This is a genomic window from Flagellimonas sp. (assembly GCF_965222555.1).
Taxonomy (GTDB): domain Bacteria; phylum Bacteroidota; class Bacteroidia; order Flavobacteriales; family Flavobacteriaceae; genus Flagellimonas.
This window is the reverse complement of sequence record NZ_CBDCUG010000004.1, coordinates 130,581-148,784: the sequence shown is the minus strand read 5'-3', so window position 1 is coordinate 148,784 and position 18,204 is coordinate 130,581. Positions and strand designations below refer to the sequence as shown.

14 protein-coding genes are annotated in these 18,204 nt (G+C 42.2%); 9 read left to right on the top strand and 5 right to left on the bottom strand.

From position 1 onward, the window contains the following. Nucleotides 1-4 precede the first annotated feature (4 nt). On the bottom strand, nucleotides 5-2,089 hold the full coding sequence (pta, locus tag ACOQO1_RS05110; protein WP_420601786.1) for a phosphate acetyltransferase: 2,085 nt from the start codon (nucleotides 2,087-2,089) through the stop codon (nucleotides 5-7). A 252-nt stretch (nucleotides 2,090-2,341) separates the two neighbouring features. On the opposite strand from pta, the gene ACOQO1_RS05105 reads away from it, so the two are divergent. From ACOQO1_RS05105 to ACOQO1_RS05065, 9 genes are all read left to right on the top strand, one after another. After that, on the top strand, nucleotides 2,342-3,670 hold the full coding sequence (locus ACOQO1_RS05105; protein ID WP_420601785.1) for an alginate export family protein: 1,329 nt from the start codon (nucleotides 2,342-2,344) through the stop codon (nucleotides 3,668-3,670). A 2-nt stretch (nucleotides 3,671-3,672) separates the two neighbouring features. Continuing rightward, a complete protein-coding gene (locus ACOQO1_RS05100; protein ID WP_420601784.1) occupies nucleotides 3,673-3,912 on the top strand; it encodes a chaperone NapD in 240 nt (79 codons plus the stop codon). A 1-nt stretch (nucleotide 3,913) separates the two neighbouring features. Further along, nucleotides 3,914-6,244 carry a molybdopterin-dependent oxidoreductase gene (locus tag ACOQO1_RS05095; protein WP_420601783.1) on the top strand — a complete coding sequence of 777 codons (2,331 nt, stop codon included), beginning with the start codon at nucleotides 3,914-3,916 and terminating at the stop codon, nucleotides 6,242-6,244. Nucleotide 6,245: 1 nt separating this feature from the next. Beyond that, nucleotides 6,246-6,941: a nitrate reductase cytochrome c-type subunit gene (locus ACOQO1_RS05090; RefSeq protein WP_420601782.1), complete on the top strand. Its 696-nt coding sequence runs from the start codon at nucleotides 6,246-6,248 to the stop codon at nucleotides 6,939-6,941. A 2-nt stretch (nucleotides 6,942-6,943) separates the two neighbouring features. After that, nucleotides 6,944-7,573, top strand: a complete 630-nt coding sequence (locus tag ACOQO1_RS05085) for a cytochrome C (RefSeq protein ID WP_420601781.1) — start codon at nucleotides 6,944-6,946, stop codon at nucleotides 7,571-7,573. 18 nt (nucleotides 7,574-7,591) lie between these two features. Further along, nucleotides 7,592-8,734: a 4Fe-4S dicluster domain-containing protein gene (locus tag ACOQO1_RS05080; protein WP_420601780.1), complete on the top strand. Its 1,143-nt coding sequence runs from the start codon at nucleotides 7,592-7,594 to the stop codon at nucleotides 8,732-8,734. A 221-nt stretch (nucleotides 8,735-8,955) separates the two neighbouring features. Next, on the top strand, nucleotides 8,956-10,200 hold the full coding sequence (gene dsrP / locus ACOQO1_RS05075) for a sulfate reduction electron transfer complex DsrMKJOP subunit DsrP (RefSeq protein ID WP_420601779.1): 1,245 nt from the start codon (nucleotides 8,956-8,958) through the stop codon (nucleotides 10,198-10,200). A 13-nt stretch (nucleotides 10,201-10,213) separates the two neighbouring features. Beyond that, nucleotides 10,214-10,579: a DUF7009 family protein gene (locus ACOQO1_RS05070; protein WP_420601778.1), complete on the top strand. Its 366-nt coding sequence runs from the start codon at nucleotides 10,214-10,216 to the stop codon at nucleotides 10,577-10,579. Between the two features lie 2 nt (nucleotides 10,580-10,581). After that, nucleotides 10,582-11,520: a ketopantoate reductase family protein gene (locus ACOQO1_RS05065; protein WP_420601777.1), complete on the top strand. Its 939-nt coding sequence runs from the start codon at nucleotides 10,582-10,584 to the stop codon at nucleotides 11,518-11,520. Nucleotides 11,521-11,550: 30 nt separating this feature from the next. Here ACOQO1_RS05065 and ACOQO1_RS05060 read toward each other — a convergent pair whose 3' ends face one another. Genes ACOQO1_RS05060 through ACOQO1_RS05045 form a run of 4 tightly spaced genes read right to left on the bottom strand, consistent with a single transcriptional unit; the run spans nucleotide 11,551 to nucleotide 17,911 of the window. Next, nucleotides 11,551-13,275 (bottom strand): hypothetical protein, encoded by a 1,725-nt coding sequence (locus ACOQO1_RS05060; protein ID WP_420601776.1) that lies wholly within the window; start codon nucleotides 13,273-13,275, stop codon nucleotides 11,551-11,553. Then, nucleotides 13,263-14,447, bottom strand: a complete 1,185-nt coding sequence (locus ACOQO1_RS05055; protein WP_420601775.1) for a DUF4249 domain-containing protein — start codon at nucleotides 14,445-14,447, stop codon at nucleotides 13,263-13,265. Before ACOQO1_RS05055 ends, ACOQO1_RS05060 begins: the two co-directional genes overlap by 13 nt. Beyond that, nucleotides 14,444-17,173, bottom strand: coding sequence for a TonB-dependent receptor (locus ACOQO1_RS05050; protein ID WP_420601774.1), 2,730 nt, complete (start codon nucleotides 17,171-17,173; stop codon nucleotides 14,444-14,446). The genes ACOQO1_RS05055 and ACOQO1_RS05050 overlap by 4 nt, the downstream gene beginning before the upstream one ends. Next, nucleotides 17,174-17,911 carry a hypothetical protein gene (locus tag ACOQO1_RS05045; protein WP_420601773.1) on the bottom strand — a complete coding sequence of 246 codons (738 nt, stop codon included), beginning with the start codon at nucleotides 17,909-17,911 and terminating at the stop codon, nucleotides 17,174-17,176. Nucleotides 17,912-18,204: the final 293 nt, after the last annotated feature.

Here is an 18,204-nt window from a genome sequence, read left to right as displayed (position 1 = left end):
GGATTTAGTTTTCTTGTGCTTGTATCGCAGTGACCACCACCGTATTAAAGACATCATCAACCGTGCACCCTCTGCTCAGATCGTTCACAGGTTTGTTCAGACCCTGAAGCATTGGACCAATGGCCAGCGCCCCGGTTTCTCGTTGTACTGCCTTATAGGTGTTGTTTCCCGTATTGAGATCTGGGAAAATCAATACAGAAGCCTGTCCCGCTACCTTTGAATCAGGCATTTTGCTCTGTCCGACCAAAGGATCCACAGCGGCATCGTATTGAATAGGTCCTTCTATTTGCAAATCTGGATTTTGCGCTTTTACCAATTCTGTAGCTTCTCGCACTTTTTCCACATCAGCCCCTTTGCCCGAACTGCCTGAAGAATACGATAGCATGGCAACCTTCGGTTCTATGCCAAAATTTACTGAGGATGCAGCCGAGGAAAGGGCTATTTCTGCCAATTGTTCTGCAGTAGGGTTCGGATTTATGGCACAGTCACCAAAAACACAGACCCTGTTCTCCAAACACATAAAGAAAACCGAGGAAACCACATTGGTACCTGGTTTGGTCTTCACAAATTGCAAGGCGGGCCTAATGGTATGCTGGGTAGTATGGGCGGCTCCTGAGACCATTCCATCTGCATCACCCAAATGAACCATCATGGTCCCAAAATAGGACACATCGTGCATCATATCCCTGGCCATATCCATATTGACACCTTTATGTTTTCGTAATTCGTAAAAAGTGGACGCATATGTTTCCAAATTTTCCGCTTCTAAAGGGTCCAAAATATGGATTGAAGAAAGGTCCAACCCCATACGGAATGCTTTGGATTCTATTTTCTTCTTATTTCCGAGCAGGGTAATCTCCACAATGTCCGAATGTACCAAATCCACCGCCGCTCTCAGGATTCTTTCATCTTCCCCTTCGGGTAGAACGATATGCTTTTTATGCTTTTTTGCTCGTTGTACAAGATTGTACTGGAACATTCTTGGAGTCATGATTTTCGAGGCAAACCCGCTCAGACGTTCCAATAAAGATTCACCTTTTACATATTGGTCAAAAAGGGAAATGGATGTTTCTATTTTCTGTTTGCTTTCTGCATATATCCTGGATTTAATGCCCCCGACCAGATTGGTTGCTTCAAAAGTTCCTTGCTGTACCGAAATAATGGGTAGATCGCTCGTAGCTTCCAACAATTTCAAAATTGAAGGTTCAGGTACTATCCCTGCGGTAAGAATAATTCCTGAGAGATTGGGGTAATTCTCTGATCTATGGGCTTGCAAGGCGCCAAGTATGATATCAGATCTATCCCCGGGTGTTATAACCAGACTTCGCTCTTTTAAATGATTTAGGTAATTATGCAGCTGCATAGCTCCCACACCAAAACTGCCCGTTTGGTTATTGAGATGTTCGTGACCAAAAAGAACATTGCCCTTCAAGGTTCCCACAATTTCTTTTAAAGTAGGGTGCGATAGGTTTTTAACCCGTGGCACCGTAAATATTTGGACGCTTTCATCCAATCCTTTCTTCAAAGTGGTTTCGACCAAAGTTAAATTCTCAGGTCGTACTTTGTTTGCTATCACCCCCATAACGTCAATTCCTTTTTGGGAATAGGCTTTGACTGCTGCATCCAGATTTCCACAAAATTCCTCTAGGCCTTTGCTTTGGGCATTATCAACGAGAATAACAGGAATACTCAGGTTTTTTGCGATTTCCATGTTCAGGTCGAACTCTATGACCTTTCCATCGTTTGTGAAATCACTGCCTTCTACCAAGACAAAGTCGTGTGAATCCTCAATTTGCTTGTACTTTGAGATGATTTCATCCAGAATTTCACCTTCCTGATCCGAATTATAAAAATTGATGACCTCACTTTTTAAAAGCCCATAGCTTTCTTTAGGGGTTGAATCCAATTGGAAATAGTCCAGAACGGTAGCAAGATGATTGTCTGTTTCCCCATCTTTTGTGTCATCAATAATGGGCCTAAAATATCCCACCTTTGGCACCTTTCCCAAAAGCAATTTCATAAACCCAAGAATGAAAAGCGACTTTCCGGAGTGCGGTTCAAGGGTACCAACATAAACAGCCTTGCTCATACGATCATTGGTTTTGAAGTAAAGTTCATAAATATAAAAAGCATATTCTTAGGAATGCCCACAAACGGGAATTTCTCTAACATTTGATTTGATTAATTGTATTCTGAAAGCTAACCTGAATCTCTCAAAATGGTTGATTAATTCAAAACATACATAAACCAATTCAATAAAACATGACGTTTGTCATGTTTTGGCTCTCTTTTAAATCGGAAATTTCCATCCGATTTATAAACCCTAAATAGTTCGACCTTGATGGAATTTTTCTACAAAAAAGTTGTAAATTCAAACAGCACATCACAACAACTAACCTCCAACCCAATGAAACCTATCGGAATATACCTGTTCCTTTTTTTCCTTAGTACAATAGCAATTAATGCACAGGTTAAAGTTGATGCAGAGCTTAGACCTCGTTTTGAGTTCAGGCATGGTTTTCAATCCCTTTTTCCTGATGATGCTGATCCTTCGGCATTCATCTCGCAGCGTACACGATTGAACGCTGCATATAAAAATGAATATTTAAATTTTTATTTGAGTGTTCAGGATATCAGGGTTTGGGGAGATGTTCCACAACTGAATCGAGCCGACCGTAATGGTTTTGGCGTTCATCAAGCTTGGGGTGAATTGTTGTTTTCACCTGAGTTTTCCTTGAAATTGGGAAGACAGTTACTAAGTTATGACGACCAACGCATTTTTGGCGGCGTAGGATGGGCACAACAGGCCCGTAGTCACGATGCGGCTGTCATGAAATATAAAAAAGGTAAATCAAGTTTTCATGTTGGGGCCGCCTTCAATCAAGATGGGGAAGCCAACCTCAATAATATACTTACAACCAATACCTATAAGAGTCTTCAATATGGCTGGTTTCATCAGGATTGGGATGGGGTATCCGCCAGTTTTCTTTTCCTGAACAATGGGTTGCAATTTATTGATGCCTTTGATGCGGATAACCACGAGACACGATTTAGCCAGACTGTCGGTACACATCTTAAGGGTTCCGAAGAAAAACTGGGGTGGATGGCCAACCTATATTATCAATTTGGGAAGGATATTGGCGATAATGATCTAAGTGCATATTTGCTGGCCCTGGAAGCCAGTTATAAAGTGGAACCCAAATGGTCTTTGATTCTTGGGGGTGAACTATTGAGTGGTAATGATAATGGAGCACCTTCCAATGGTGAAAACAAGGCTTTTACACCATTTTATGGCACTAACCATAAGTTTAACGGATTAATGGACTACTTTTTTGTGGGCAACCACGCCAGCAATGTGGGACTTTTGGATGTATACGTGGGCTCGGTAATCGGATTGGGAGAAAAGACCTCCCTCAGTGGGCGTATCCATAATTTTTCCGCTGCAGCGGATTTAGCAGCAACCGATTCCAAACAGTTGGGAGTAGAAGCAGATTTCGTACTCAATTATAACTTTAAAAAGGATGTCAACATCAAAGCAGGGTATTCCCATTTGTTCGCTTCCGAAGGAATGGAATTCTTAAAGAACAATTTTGACGACAACTCCAATTATTGGGGTTGGGTTATGATTACCATTAAACCAACATTGTTTCAAACCAACCTAGACCAGTAAGCATGCCGATAAAAAGTTATTTGGTACATCCAACGGAAGGAAAGAAAACAGCATTGGCGAATGAACTCTCCAGTATGGAACAATGTGAGGTTGTACCTGCGGAAAACGAAGAGGTGCTGATATTGGTCACCGAAACATCCTCAAAACAAGAGGAAGAAGAATTAAAACAAAAACTAGAACAAATAAGTGATATAAAGCTAATGGCCATGGTGTCCGGCTTTGACACTCCAAAAAAAGCATAGTATGTATAAATCCGTACACACCAACAGGCGTGATTTTATTAAGAAAATGGCCATGTTGTCCGCTATGACAGCTGCCGCCAGCATGTTTCCGGGAATCATCTTTGCCGAGGAGCAGGAGCGAGGCATCCCAGCTGACGCCAATCTGGATTGGAAGAAAGCTCCATGCCGTTTTTGTGGGGTAGGCTGTGGAGTGCTTATCGGAACTGAAAATGGAAAGGCCATTGCCGTTAAAGGTGACCCAAAATCGCCTGTGAACAAAGGATTATGCTGTGTAAAAGGCTACCATTCCATTATGGCGATGTATGGACAGGATCGCTTGACAAAACCATTAGTCAAAAAAAATGGGAGATATGTAGAAACTTCTATGCAAGAAGCTTTGGATTTGGTTGCTTCCAAAATGCAGGAAACCATCAAAGACCATGGCAAGGACTCCGTGTCCATTTATGGTTCTGGACAGTGGACCATACCCGATGGTTATGTCGCATCAAAACTTTTTAAAGGATGTATCGGCACCAATAATGTAGAAGCCAACGCTCGTTTATGCATGGCCAGTGCGGTTACTGGGTTTTTGACCTCGTTTGGCATTGATGAACCCATGGGTTGCTATGAGGACATGGATTATGCAGATACATTTGTGTTATGGGGCAATAATATGGCCGAGATGCACCCGGTCCTGTTCTCTCGACTATTGGATCAGCGATTAAAAAGAGGTGTAAAGATCATAGATTTTGCTACCCGAACCACCAGAACCAGTATGGCCGCGGACAAGTCCATCATTTTTAATCCACAGACGGATTTGGCCGTTGCAAATGCTATCTGCTACGAGATTATCAACAATGGGTGGATGAACAAGGCCTTTGTGGAAGAGCATTGTAATCTGAGAAAAGGTCTGACCAATATGGGATATGGCCTAGAAGACAACTATAAATTTACGGATAAGCCAGAACCCATAACACTAGAAGATTTCAAGAAATTTTTGGAGGATTATACCCCTGAAAAAGTTTCCAAACTATCCGGAGTTTCGGTCAAGGACATCAAATATATGGCAGCGCATTATGGCGACCCCAATAAAAAAGTGATGTCGCTTTGGTGTATGGGAATGAATCAACACACTCGAGGGACTTGGATAAACAATCTGGTGTACAATATCCACTTACTTACAGGGAAAATTTCAAGCCCTGGGAACAGTCCATTTTCCTTAACTGGGCAACCGAGTGCCTGTGGAACAGTACGAGAAGTGGGCACATTGACCCATAAACTGCCCCATGGTGTGGTCATGAACAAAGAGCATCGGGAGTTTGCTGCTGAAATTTGGGATGTTCCAGTTGAAAATATCGACCCAAAACCTACCTATCATACCGTTGAAATGTTCAGAGCTTTGGATCGAGGTGATATTCGGTTTATGTGGATTCAGGTTACCAATCCCATGGTGACAATGCCTAAACTGAAAAGATATCGGGACGGTGCAAAAAAGGAAGGTCGTTTTATCGTGGTTTCAGACATTTATCCAACCCCGACAACGGATATAGCAGATGTGATTCTGCCTTCGGCGATGTGGGTGGAACGTGAAGGGATGTATGGGAATTCTGAACGCCGTACCCAATATTTTGAACAAATGGTGGAGCCACCCGGGGAAGCTATGAGCGATACCATGCAATTGATTGAAGTGGCAAAACGTATGGGTTACGAAAAGCAGTTCTATTATAAGGACGAAACCCATATTGAAGAAATCTATACGGAATACAGAAGACATCACGATAACAAAAAACACAATATGGCTCCCCTTGAGGTGCTAAAATCCCAATCAGGTGCCATGTGGCCGTATGTGGATGGGAAGGAGACCAAGTGGCGCTTCAATGCCAAATATGACCCCGCTTGTTCCAATGGAAAGGATTTCCATTTTTATGGAAAGAAGGATGGAAAGGCCATCATTTGGCAACGCCCTTATGAGCCTGCAGCAGAAGAACCAGATGCAGAATACCCATATTGGCTGGGAACCGGAAGGGTAGTGGAGCACTGGCACACCGGCTCGATGACAAGACGTATTCCGGTGCTGCATCAAGCCATGCCTCACGCCTATGTGGAATTACATCCTGATGATGCCAAACGCATGCAGATTCGGACTGGGGACAAGGTAAAACTCACAACACGAAGGGGTGAAATTACTTTGCCCGCTTCGGTCAATGAACGAGGAGTACCAGCACCCATGCAGGTGTTTGTGCCATTTTTTGATGAGAACATGCTCATCAATGACATCACTTTGGATTCCTTCTGTCCCATTTCCAAAGAACCGGACTATAAGAAATGTGCCGTAAAAGTTGAAAAAGCCTAAAATGAAAAAAAGAGTCGGAATCTTATTGGTTTTTGCCCTTTTGTTCATTGGGTTTTTGGCAAACTGGACCTATAGCTACTATCAAGGATTGGAGGAAGCTTACATTCCTATTCACGAGGCTAGCGACATTCCCGTTATTCCTTCGGAGAAAAAGGTTTTTGAACGGTCTGGGTATGCCTTGGATTATCTCAACATGCCCTTGAATGAAGACCATCAAAGGACCCTTGATACCTATTATGATAACAGGGCATATCCCGGGGCACCACCCAGTATTCCCCATCCGGTGAAAGAAAAACTGGGTATGGGAGGCAATATTTGTTTGCAGTGCCACCAAAATGGAGGTTTTGTGGAAAAGTTCAGTGCCTATGCGCCGGTAACGCCCCATCCTGAAATGGTCAATTGCAAACAATGTCATGTGGAGCAACAGACACAATCAACCTTTGTGGCCACCAATTTTTATAAAAAGCCTGCCCCCGAGGTTGGTGTAAACAATGCTTTGCCCGGCAGTCCACCTGCTATACCTCACCAATTGCAGATGCGGGAAAACTGTCTTTCTTGCCATGCAGGGCCAGCTGCGGTAAAAGAACTTTGGACCACCCATCCCGAACGTATCAACTGTAGACAATGCCATGTACCTAAAGCGCAAGAAGTACAAAATGTAGAACTGTTCGTAAGGGCCAACACCAATTTAAAATGAAGATGCTTAGAATAGTTTTTAGTTTGGTTATACTCTGTGGCATGTTTTCATGTAAGCACAAAGAAGGTGAATACCATAGTTTGAAAGAAAAAATAGTGGAAGAGGGCAAACACTATCAGGACCCTGGAATTTCTTCCGAAGCATATATGGGTGACATCAAAACCGTGGAAATAACGGAGGGAGCACACACTTTTTTGATTCCGGAGCGGAAAAGTCAGATAAAGTCGTATACCTGTACCGAATGCCATTCCAAATCCGTGGAACAGTTACAGAAGGAATCTTGGGAACAAAAAGACCTCTGGGAACATAAGGCCCATTGGGATATCAAAGTGAATCACGCTAATGAAAATGCGATGAACTGTGCTACCTGTCACAATAACAGTGATATGGACAATCTGCATAGCTTAACGGGAAATACCGTTGATTTTAACCAGAGCTATCAATTATGTGCACAATGCCATAGTGCCCAATTTGAAGATTGGAAAGGCGGTGCCCACGGTAAGAATATTGGCGGTTGGGCAAAACCAAGGGCAGCATTTACCTGTGTAAATTGCCATAATCCGCATGAACCGCAGATCGCCTCAAAATGGCCAGCAAGGTTCAACACGGAAAAAGTAAAAGAAAGAAAATAGCCATTCAAAAAGTATATCATGGGAGATAAAAAGAAATGGTTTCAATTGGATTTAGGCCTCAACAAAAAGCAAACTTGTGGCTGCGGTAAAACAAATGGCGGCTGTGGTTCCCATGCTGTGGAACCTCCAAAAGATGAACACACTATTTCTGCCGAGGAGTTTGATGCGGCTGTGGAGCAAGAACTCATGGAAGAAACCATGGTAGGGCAGACCCGTAAAGATGGTTTTCAACAGGTGTTCGATGTGAAAATGGATAGAAGGACCGCCTTTCGCAAGCTTACCGCAAGTCTGATGGTGGGAGCAGGGGCCGTACACACTTCGTGCAACGTAACGGCTGGAGAAGAAACCAAGGAGAAAGCACAAATAGATTGGGAGGAACAGTTTAAGGGCAACTACAAACTGATGACCCAGGAAGAAAAACAGGCTACCGTAGATCGTTTGGTACGATCGTACCAACTTCGGAAAAAGGAAAATATTAAAATGTCCGCTACGGATGCATCAAAAGATGTGCTCTTTGGTTATGCCTTCAATATTTCCAAATGCCAGGGCTATATGGATTGTGTGAGTGCCTGTGTAGAGGAAAACAACCAGGACCGCAATTCGCAGATGCAGTACATCCGCATTCATGAAATGAAGGATGGTGAAGGTTTTAAATTCAACGAAGCGGACGACAATTATTACCATGAAGTACCTGCGGAAGGGCATTTTTATATGGGAACGCAGTGTTTTCATTGCGACAACCCTCCCTGTGTGAATGTCTGCCCGGTTCAGGCCACGTGGCGTGAAGAAGATGGCCTAGTGGTGGTGGATTACGATTGGTGCATTGGGTGCAGATATTGCATGGCGGCCTGCCCATACGACGGCAGACGCTTTAACTGGAGTAAACCCGAAGTGCCTGAGGATGAAATCAACAAAAACCAACATTATTTGGGGAATCGATTGCGTAAAAAAGGGGTGATGGAAAAATGCACCTTCTGTGTGCAGCGTTCCAGGGCAGGGAAGGACCCTGCTTGTGTAGAGGCTTGTCCGACCGGGGCCCGAATTTTTGGCAACTTGTTGGACCCCGATAGCACCATCCGATGGGTGTTGGAGAACAAACAGGTATTTCGATTAAAGGAAGACTTGGGAACCGAACCCAAGTTCTGGTATTTTATGGATTAACAATGCAATGAATAAAGTTTAAATGATTGATAATGTGCATGTTAAATATGTATTTTTAAATAAAAGAATAAAGCTTATAATAACTATTTGTCATTCCTGCAAAAGCAGGAATCCATAGGAAATTGTGGATTCCGTATCAAGTACTGAATGACAAACTTTACGTGACATGACAGCCGTTAGGCTAGTTTACAGGTTTTCAACCTTTAACAAAAACAAAATGAATGGGAACATTTAGGGCATTTCGACATATGGTAAAAGATAGTTTGGATTACATCACCCATGGATCCAAAACCTACCATATTTGGATGATATTTTTAACCGTGATCATGCTCATTGGTATGTATTGCTATTCCATTCAGTTGGATGAAGGCCTGAGCGTAACCGGAATGACCGATCGTGTAAGCTGGGGGCTCTACATCTCCAACTTTACCTTTTTGGTCGGGGTGGCTGCCGCTGCCGTAATGCTGGTGATGCCCACCTATGTCCTAAAGGACATCGATTTTAAACAGGCGGTCTTGATCGGGGAGGGATTGGCCGTAGCTGCCCTTGTCATGTGTTTGGCCTTTGTGGTGGCCGATATGGGAGGCCCTTCGGTATTGTGGCATATGATTCCGGGGATTGGGGTCTTTAATTTCCCGAATTCCATGTTGGCTTGGGACGTTATCGTGCTCAATGGCTATCTCTTTATCAATATTACCATTCCGTTGTACATTCTCTTTCGACATTATCAGGGAAAAGAGGCAAAATCCAAAGTGTACATTCCCGGGTCTATTATATCCGTGCTTTGGGCAGTGGCCATCCACTTGGTCACCGCGTTTTTGTACCAAGGACTTCAGGCACGTCCGTTTTGGAACAACGCCCTTTTAGGTCCCCGCTTTTTGGCATCGGCCTTTGCCGCTGGTCCCGCATTGATCATTTTAGTTTTGGCCGCTATCCGAAAATTTTCAGAATTCAAAATAGAAGACAAGACCATTAGCAAAATAGCCATGATTGTGACCGTGGCCGCGCAGATCAATTTGATAATGCTCATCTCAGAACTCTTTAAGGAGTTTTATGCCCCTACGCACCACAGCGAAAGTGCCTATTACCTGTTTTTTGGGTTGGAAGGAAAATCGGCCCTGCTGCCTTGGATATGGACCTCCATACCCTTGAATATTTTGGCGACCGTACTATTGACATTCCATAAACTTCGCAATAACTTTAAGGTCTTGTATTTCTGTTGTTTTATTCTGTTTGTGGCCATTTGGATAGAAAAAGGATTCGGCCTAATCGTTCCCGGCTTTATCCCTGGACCCTACGGAAAAATAGCGGAATATACCCCCACTTGGATTGAAATCTGGGTAACTTTGGGCATCTGGGCCATGGGGGCCTTCGTTTTTACCATGTTGGCAAAAACCTCCATTGGTATAGAACTGGGCAAGTTACGCTATAAGAAAAAGAAAGTACTGGAATCAGAAACAGCTTAATTAGAAAGACGTTATGAAAATAAGAATCAAAGGGAATTCCGTCCGATATCGACTTACACGAAGCGAGGTGGAAACTTTTTGCAATACAGGCCATTTTGCCGAAACCACCGAGTTCAACGGCCGTACCTTTACCTATGCCGTAAAGGTATCGGATACCAAGGCGCATATGGATGCCGAATTTGTGGACGACACCATTGCCTTGATTGTGCCCGCAGCCACCTGCAAAGATTGGAACGTGAACGAAGTGGTAGGTTTTGAGCACACAGTGACCTTGGACAATGGCAATGAGCTGTTCTTGCTGGTGGAAAAAGATTTTATCTGCATGGACCGCACCACGGAAGACCAATCCGATAATTACCCTAACCCAAGGGTAATGTAACCGTGGCAGCCATCAAGATCCTTGTTGCTGGAATAGGAGGGGTGGGAGGCTTTTTTGGAGGCCTGCTCGCCAAACAATTTGAACGCAGCAAAGCTGTGGAGGTGCATTTTTTGGCCCGTGGGGCACATTTGAAGCAGATTCAACAATCAGGATTACAGATTATTGAGGGTGATAAGCGGTTTGTGGCCATTCCCAAGTTGGCCACGGACGACGCAACCCAAATTGGAGAGGTAGACTATATTATAGTTGCTACCAAAAGTTATGACCTGGAGCAGACCATACAACAATTGGCACCCTGTATTGGCCCCCAAACGGTGATCTTGCCCCTCCTCAATGGGGTGGACTGTAGGGAACGTATCCAAAAACTGTTGCCCAACAATTTGGTGTGCGATGGCTGTGTATACATTATTGCCCGATTGTCACGGCCGGGGGTGGTGGAAAACCAGGGCAATATTAAAAAGCTGTTTTTTGGTGTGGAAGGCCTTTCCGATGCCCGGTTGGAGGTCTTGGAAAAGCTGTTCCAAGAGGCTGGGGTAGAGGTGACCCTGACCCCACAGATTGAAAAGGTGATCTGGGAAAAGTTTGTCTTTATATCGGTAACGGCCACGGCAACCACCTATTTTGACAAACCCGTAGGCGCTATAGTTGCCGATACCGACAAAAGAAACACCGTGATTGCCCTGGTACACGAAGTGGACCAAATTGCAAAGCAAAAAGGGGTTACGATCTCTGATAAAATTACCGAACAGGTATTGACCAAACTGGAAAGTCTGCCGTACGAAGCAACGTCTTCACTGCACTCTGATGTTAAAGCCAAAAAAAACAATACTGAAGTAGAGGCTTTGGTGGGCTATGTGGTAAGTGCAGCACAACACTTTAGTGTTGATGCTCCAACGTACCAAAAGTTGTTCGCAGAAATCCAAAAGCGAAGGTTATTTTGAATCTATGATTTCTAAAAATAAAGACAGTAATTATTCCACTTTAAAATGGTGTGTGGTAGAAATTAACTTCCCTCCAGGGGTATACCCTTGTAGTTTTATCTCGTATACGCCTAAATTGTCAGAAGTATAGGTACTGAAATTCGTTTTTCCGTTAGCAAATGTTATGCTTGGAATCCACAATAATTGCCTCCTATAATCTGGTGTTCGCTTTTTGACATTTGGTTTGCCATAATCTGGCTGATAATATTTTTTCTTGGATATAGGATTTTGAAGGGGGGTGTTCAATAAATACTTTCCTTTATATTCTGGGAGGTAATTTCCTAAAAGGGTGGTAACATCTATGATTCCTCCATACAATTTAGACCCATAAAAATATTCCTCCGTGACAAGTGTTATTTTACGAATGTTAGTGGGGTCGTAATTGGCCAAATCGTTGTGATTCTGTATGATTACACCGTCTATTAATATTAAGGGAGTGTAGTTTATAAGGTCGTAGTCAGGTGTCAATTCATTGCCATAACGAATATGAAAACGATATGTTTCCCCTTCTTTTTTTACAACTGCATGAGAGATTATTTCAATAAATGTTTCCCTGACTGTTTTAAATCTGGCATAATCATCTAAAACATATTCTATGCCCATGGGATGGTAGAAGGGTGTATTGGGATTAGGGGGAATTACACTATCCTGTTTTTGTTTGTAATATGCATTGTCGACCTGATTTTGAATATTTCGGTACTCAAAGTATGTTCTTAATTCTGGGTCAATTTTTAATTCTTTAAAGCTAAATGCACCATAGTTCAGGTAATTGATTGTATCCAATGCTAAGGTAAACTCATCCCTGTTTCTGTCCAATATTTGAAAAATGCCAATGGAACTGCTATAGTTTTCATTGACATTAAACAGAAAACGGCCTTCTTTATCGGTATCTGAAATCTTAAGTACATAGTCCTTTCCTGGAATTGAAAGCGCAACACTTTTACGTTCCAGCTTGCCATTGCCTGTTACATTTGAAATTTTCCCTGTTATCAGCTCTCCTCTTAGCTCAGGAATAAATAACATATCGGGTGCAATGGCAACGTCATTTTCCATGTTTGTGTAAGCCACTTTTATGGAATCCACTTTTCTGACAGATAGGCTAAAATCAACATTCTTTAGGTCTTCGGGAGCTTTTATGGTGATATTGACAGGTTTTCTGCTTTCAAAAATGTGTTTTGAAGTAGCAATGGTAACTCCTTCACTCTTTGTAATTGAATCGGAAGCAACCCCTTTTAAAATTTCAATCGGATTAATGGTATCCCTTACCTTTTGAGTGCCCGAAGAAAATGGGTTTACAATAAAAACATCTTTGGTATAAAATTGACCTTGAAAATTGTTCAGAGTCCAGTACGTATAACCAATTAGCTTATAGTGACCGGTTCTAATTTCACTGGGAATAAAGAAATCACCTGAAGCATTTCCGTTTATTATTTTCAGCTTGTGTCGAAAAATAACTTTTGAATCAGCGCCAAGTAACTCCACATATCCAATCTTGCTGATGTTGCTATATGTACTGTCCGCAAAAACAGAAAGTTTATAGTAGAGGTATTCCCCAGCGAGCAAAAAGTCGGTATTGGTCTGCAAAATTGTCTTCTCTTTGTCCAGTGCAAAGTCGCTTGTATTTACCTCAGTTTTGACCACTTGACCAAAACTTGCAATGCTGTACATTAGAAAAACTGCTATGAAATATATTTTCTTCATATCTAATCCTCCCAAAAATCTGGTTTTGTATTCGAAGAAAAAGTTGTACAATCACCGCACTCCCGATTGGCAATTGACCAATCCGTGCCAATAAAATCTCGAGTAAAAAAGATGTACTCTGATGACAGAAGTTTGGCCCTCAATTCCTCCCAATCCGATGAATTTGAACTGTCCAAGGTAAGTAGATCACAAGCAAAGAAATATGGGACAAATTCAATACCAAAATCCTTATGGTCAAAATAGATTCTTTTTGAAGCTACGGAGGCCACTTCAAAAAAGCCGATTACACTTGTATTGCTATCAACACTTTCAACGTTTCCGGGAATAGACCCAGGTTGTCTTTCAGACAATAGATCTTCATTGTTGCCCAACTCGTCCAAAATCTGATAAAATGTAAATGCCTCTATGCTCTGTGTAAACTGCCTGGCCAAAATACTGTATCGGGTCCTTATAATGCTATCATCCGTTTCAATGGTCCTGATAGGGAAACGCGAAATAATGTTCTGTTCCAACCCCGTTGTCTCAGTCTGTATGAACTCCAGCGATTTTCTAGTGGTGAAACAAACCTCACGTTGCTCATCTTTTGGTGATAACAGTATTGAAAAGTCACCGGTAGGGGATGTGGGCGTAGCAATACTGTCCGAATAAAATGGCGCTACAATTTTATAGGTTTCCTCGTACTCATATCTAAAATATTTTGCTCCGCTTTCTGAGCCATCCGCATCCACAAAAACTTGCACCTTTTCCTTTCCATCTTCGCCCGCCACTAATTCAGCATAAAGATTGTCAATATCCACAAAGGGGGATAGACCTTCATCTGAAGAATTATATTTTTCACCGTTAGCCGTTGTCACCTGTAAACTATATGTGGTATTGGGCTGGGCACCGAAAGCAATATCCGATACATAGATTCCCGCTTCATTTTGGGAAAAGGTAAAGCTGTTTTGATCACTGCCAACAACCGTTACTGTGGCATTGTTCTCTATTTCCTGATCGGTTGCATCCAATGCAACGGTACGTGACAATCGTATCTCCTGGTGTTTTAGCTCATTGGTTATCGTGGCCTCTACCACCAATGAGCGTTCAAGACCTTGCGTTACGGAGTCTATTTCAAACTCTTCTCTACAACTACCGCAAACAAGCAGTAGAACAGCTCCAATAATCCTATATGTGTTGTGTAAGCTCAAAATTTAAAATTATAGGTTATTGTTGGGACAGGAATTGCAAATATTGAGGTCTTATAGGCCTTTATGTTTCCTTGATCATTGATAAAAAACACAGAGTATGGGTTATTTCTCCCCAACACATTGTATACCGAAATGTTCCAAAAACTATGTGCAAGTTTTTTGGTCTTGTGGTTACCTTCAATGTTAAGACCTAGATCCAAACGGTAATAATCGGGAATTCTAAATCGGTTTCTATCGCTGTAAGCCACTTGTTCGCTTCCTCCAAAGGTAAATTTGCCCACTGGAAAGGTAATGGGCCTACCTGTTTGATAAACAAAGTTGGTAGAAAGACTGTAACGCTTGGTGAGTTTGTAGTTCATGACCAGGCTTATATCGTGGGGCTTGTCATAATTTGCAGGGAAAAACGCTCCATTGTTAATGCGTTCTTGTGGAATATTACTGTTAAGCTTCAACATGGCTCTTGAATAGCTGTACCCCAACCATCCGCTCAGGTTCCCCCTTTTCTTTTTGATCAGGAACTCGGCTCCATAGGCCTTTCCTTCGCCTTGCAGCAATTGTTGTTCTATGTTTTCATTCAATATCAGCTCTGCACCAACTTTATAGTCCAAAATGTCGTCCATTCTTTTGTAATATCCTTCCAGGCTAAGCTCAATATTACCATCATCAAGGTTTTTGAACAATCCAAGCGAAAACTGACCTGCCCGCTGTGGTTTGGTATTCAGATCAGAGAGTTTCCATATATCGGTAGGAGAAATGGTAGTGTTGCTCGACAATAGGTGGATGTATTGGATGGTACTGCTGTAACCGGCCTTAATGGACATATCCTGAGCCAAGGAGTATCGCATGGACAATCTAAATTCTGGACCTCCGTAGGTTTTGATGGCCTCATTGTTGTCAAATTCCAAAGTGTTGATCAATGAGGATTCACTTTTGGGCAATCCTTCTGCATATACATTTTGAAATCTTGGCCCTAAAGCGGAAAAAATGGAATATCGAAGCCCAAGATTTAAGAGAAGTCTGTCGTTTACCTCAAACAGATCTGAAAAATAAACGGCAGATTCAAGTCCTTTTTCCTTTTCCAGCTGCCTGGGTGTAACAATGGATTCAGACCCCAGAGGTTGAATGTTTCCAGGTTCAATTTGATATAATTTTGAGCTTACACCATAGTCAAACGTGTGTTTTTTACTGTGTAGGTACTTCATGTTCAATTTAACCTGTGACTCATTGATCTTGTAATCGAAATCAAAATTTCCGTTCGATTCGGCATCGTATTCTATGCCGTAGGTATATTGACTATTGGTCACAATAAGGTCTCCCTTGTTTTTATCGTTGAACAAATGGGACCATTTTATGGATGCCAGCACATTATTGTAACTAAAAATGGAGTCTGAGGTTATACTGAACCGATCATCGCTATAATAGCCAGTCGCCTGCAGTTTGTTTTTATCATTTATGATATGGTCGTATTTTATGATCCCGTCATAAAAAGAAGCACGGCTATTGCTCAAGTCTTCCTCATCCAACGATCGCAAGATCCAATCGGAATATGTTGCCCTACCAGCTACGGTGAGTGAAGATTTCTCTTTTTTCAGTGGAATTTGCAAGCTTAGGTTCCCTGTTATGGGCCCAATGGAGCCTTCACCCGAAAACTTTTTATAATTGGGCTCTTTACTTTTTATATCAAAAACAGAGGATAACCTACCCCCATATTTTACCGGAATGCTGGCTTTGTAAATATCAACCGAACCTGTAGCGAATGGATTGATCGCAGAAAAGAAGCCCAAAAAATGGGATGGGGTATAAATGACCGCATCATCCAAAAGAAACAAGTTTTGGTCGGCCCGTCCGCCACGCACATTGAACCCGGCAGCGCCTTCTCCCGTTGTCTGGATTCCGGGTAACGAAATGGCGACCTTGAGCACATCCCTTTCTCCCAAGACCACCGGAATATTCTTTATACCAGCAACATCCAACGCCACAACCCCTACCTCGGCTTGTCTTACATTGTCGTTTATGGAGGATTCAACAACGACTTCGTCCAATTGCACTGCCGAATCGGATACACTTATGTCAACGGAGCCATCCCCGTACACCAATATGTCCTTGACCTCATCATTGAACCCCAATAAATGGGTCCTCAAGGTAATCAGGCCAGATGGTACCAAAAGCTCATAATACCCATTATTGTCGGTAGTGGTGCTCGCATTGTGTCCCTGCACAAAAACATTGAGCCCCTTAAGCGGCTCGCCATTGTTATCACTGGTAACAATGCCCGAAAGGGAATACGTTTCTTTTGACGAACCTTCAACTTGTTTGCCAACGGTAATCACATTTTCTTTTTGGTACTGGTTATAGAAGACCGCTTCGTTTTCCGTTCCGTCTTGTGTCTTGTTTTCATCAAAAAAGTTGGCGGGCAGTTTTTTGTGGATAACACTGTTGTTTGTGAGTATTACTTTATGGTCAAATATTAAATGGTTAAGAGAGCGCCCTTCAAACAGATCGGTAAGAATTTCTTCCAATGATCTGTTGGTATATCTTTTGTTGATTCTGGTATTGTCCAGCCACTCCTCTGAAAAGAAGAACGACAAATTGGTTTTTTCTTCGAGCTCAAGAAGTACCTCTTTAAGGGTTTTGTCCTCAAAGAAAATGGTAATGCCCTCTGTGTTTTGAGCATTTACAAAAGATGCACCGAACACAAATGCCCAAATAAAGAATAGCTTTCTCATTTATTGGTCCAATTTTATGTTGGTGGCCAATAGGGAATCTATATACGCGATAATATTTATCAAAACATCTTCCTTGGATGCACCATTGGGCAATTTATTTCTGGGGTTTGAGATAAATGACCGTATGGCCTTTTTATGTTCTGGAAAGTGTTTTACCAACGATTTGGGCGATGTGACCTTACGGATCATACCATCATAAAAAAGATAATAAGTGGATTTTTCCGTGAAAAGATGGGTCACTGTTCTATACTCGATGGTTTTGGAAGCATCTTTCCATCTTTTGATCAAGAAAGATACCTGTTTGCCCGAAAACGCAAGCTCCACAAACCCGCCAACGGCATTGTTCTTTGGGTTTAGGGAATGGGTGTTTATAAAATGCCGATCATGTACCGTAAAACTGGAAACCTTTTCCGGGATCAGTTGCACATCCACAAAATTGGTGTTGCCCTCGGCCTTACTGACCAGAACATCTTTATAAAGATCATACTTTAGGTCTACATTGTAAAAGCTTGAACCATCATAATCAACGCTTCCTGCAATATAGCTGGGAGACATAAAAAAATTATGCCTGTCCTCCGTAGTTTTAAATGCATTATAATAATGTAGGCCGTTATGTAATTTGGTGGTTTTTAGTCCGATCAGGTCATCAAAAAAAGTATAGTCTTCGGGGTTTTGTGCAGCAGATTTTGCCAGCGTAAAAAACGCAACCAGTATAAACAGGTATGGTTTTATGACCATGGCATTTTTTTGATGATGAATTTAGCCTAAAAGTACATTAAAAAACAAGAAATTTTGTTCCCGCCCAAAAAAAGACGGATAATTCAATAAATTGATTTACCAAACCATAATTTATAACATTCGCCTTTACGGCAACCTCATCATTGCACTCTGATGTTACCGCTAAAAAAGCCAATACAGAAGTGAAGGCCTCGGTGGGCCACAGCACAACACTTTAGTGCTAAGGCAACAACCTACCAACAATTGTTTGCGGAGATTAAAAAACGTGCTTCTTAAAAGTAGGAAAACTTTGT

What these genes read in the sequence shown, in the direction of transcription:
- pta (WP_420601786.1), bottom strand. Translation starts at nt 2,089, where the DNA reads ATGAGCAAGGCTGTTTATGTTGGTACCCTTGAACCGCACTCCGGAAAG.
- ACOQO1_RS05105 (WP_420601785.1), top strand. Translation starts at nt 2,342, where the DNA reads ATGGAATTTTTCTACAAAAAAGTTGTAAATTCAAACAGCACATCACAA.
- ACOQO1_RS05100 (WP_420601784.1), top strand. Translation starts at nt 3,673, where the DNA reads ATGCCGATAAAAAGTTATTTGGTACATCCAACGGAAGGAAAGAAAACA.
- ACOQO1_RS05095 (WP_420601783.1), top strand. Translation starts at nt 3,914, where the DNA reads ATGTATAAATCCGTACACACCAACAGGCGTGATTTTATTAAGAAAATG.
- ACOQO1_RS05090 (WP_420601782.1), top strand. Translation starts at nt 6,246, where the DNA reads ATGAAAAAAAGAGTCGGAATCTTATTGGTTTTTGCCCTTTTGTTCATT.
- ACOQO1_RS05085 (WP_420601781.1), top strand. Translation starts at nt 6,944, where the DNA reads ATGCTTAGAATAGTTTTTAGTTTGGTTATACTCTGTGGCATGTTTTCA.
- ACOQO1_RS05080 (WP_420601780.1), top strand. Translation starts at nt 7,592, where the DNA reads ATGGGAGATAAAAAGAAATGGTTTCAATTGGATTTAGGCCTCAACAAA.
- dsrP (WP_420601779.1), top strand. Translation starts at nt 8,956, where the DNA reads ATGGGAACATTTAGGGCATTTCGACATATGGTAAAAGATAGTTTGGAT.
- ACOQO1_RS05070 (WP_420601778.1), top strand. Translation starts at nt 10,214, where the DNA reads ATGAAAATAAGAATCAAAGGGAATTCCGTCCGATATCGACTTACACGA.
- ACOQO1_RS05050 (WP_420601774.1), bottom strand. Translation starts at nt 17,173, where the DNA reads ATGAGAAAGCTATTCTTTATTTGGGCATTTGTGTTCGGTGCATCTTTT.
- ACOQO1_RS05045 (WP_420601773.1), bottom strand. Translation starts at nt 17,911, where the DNA reads ATGGTCATAAAACCATACCTGTTTATACTGGTTGCGTTTTTTACGCTG.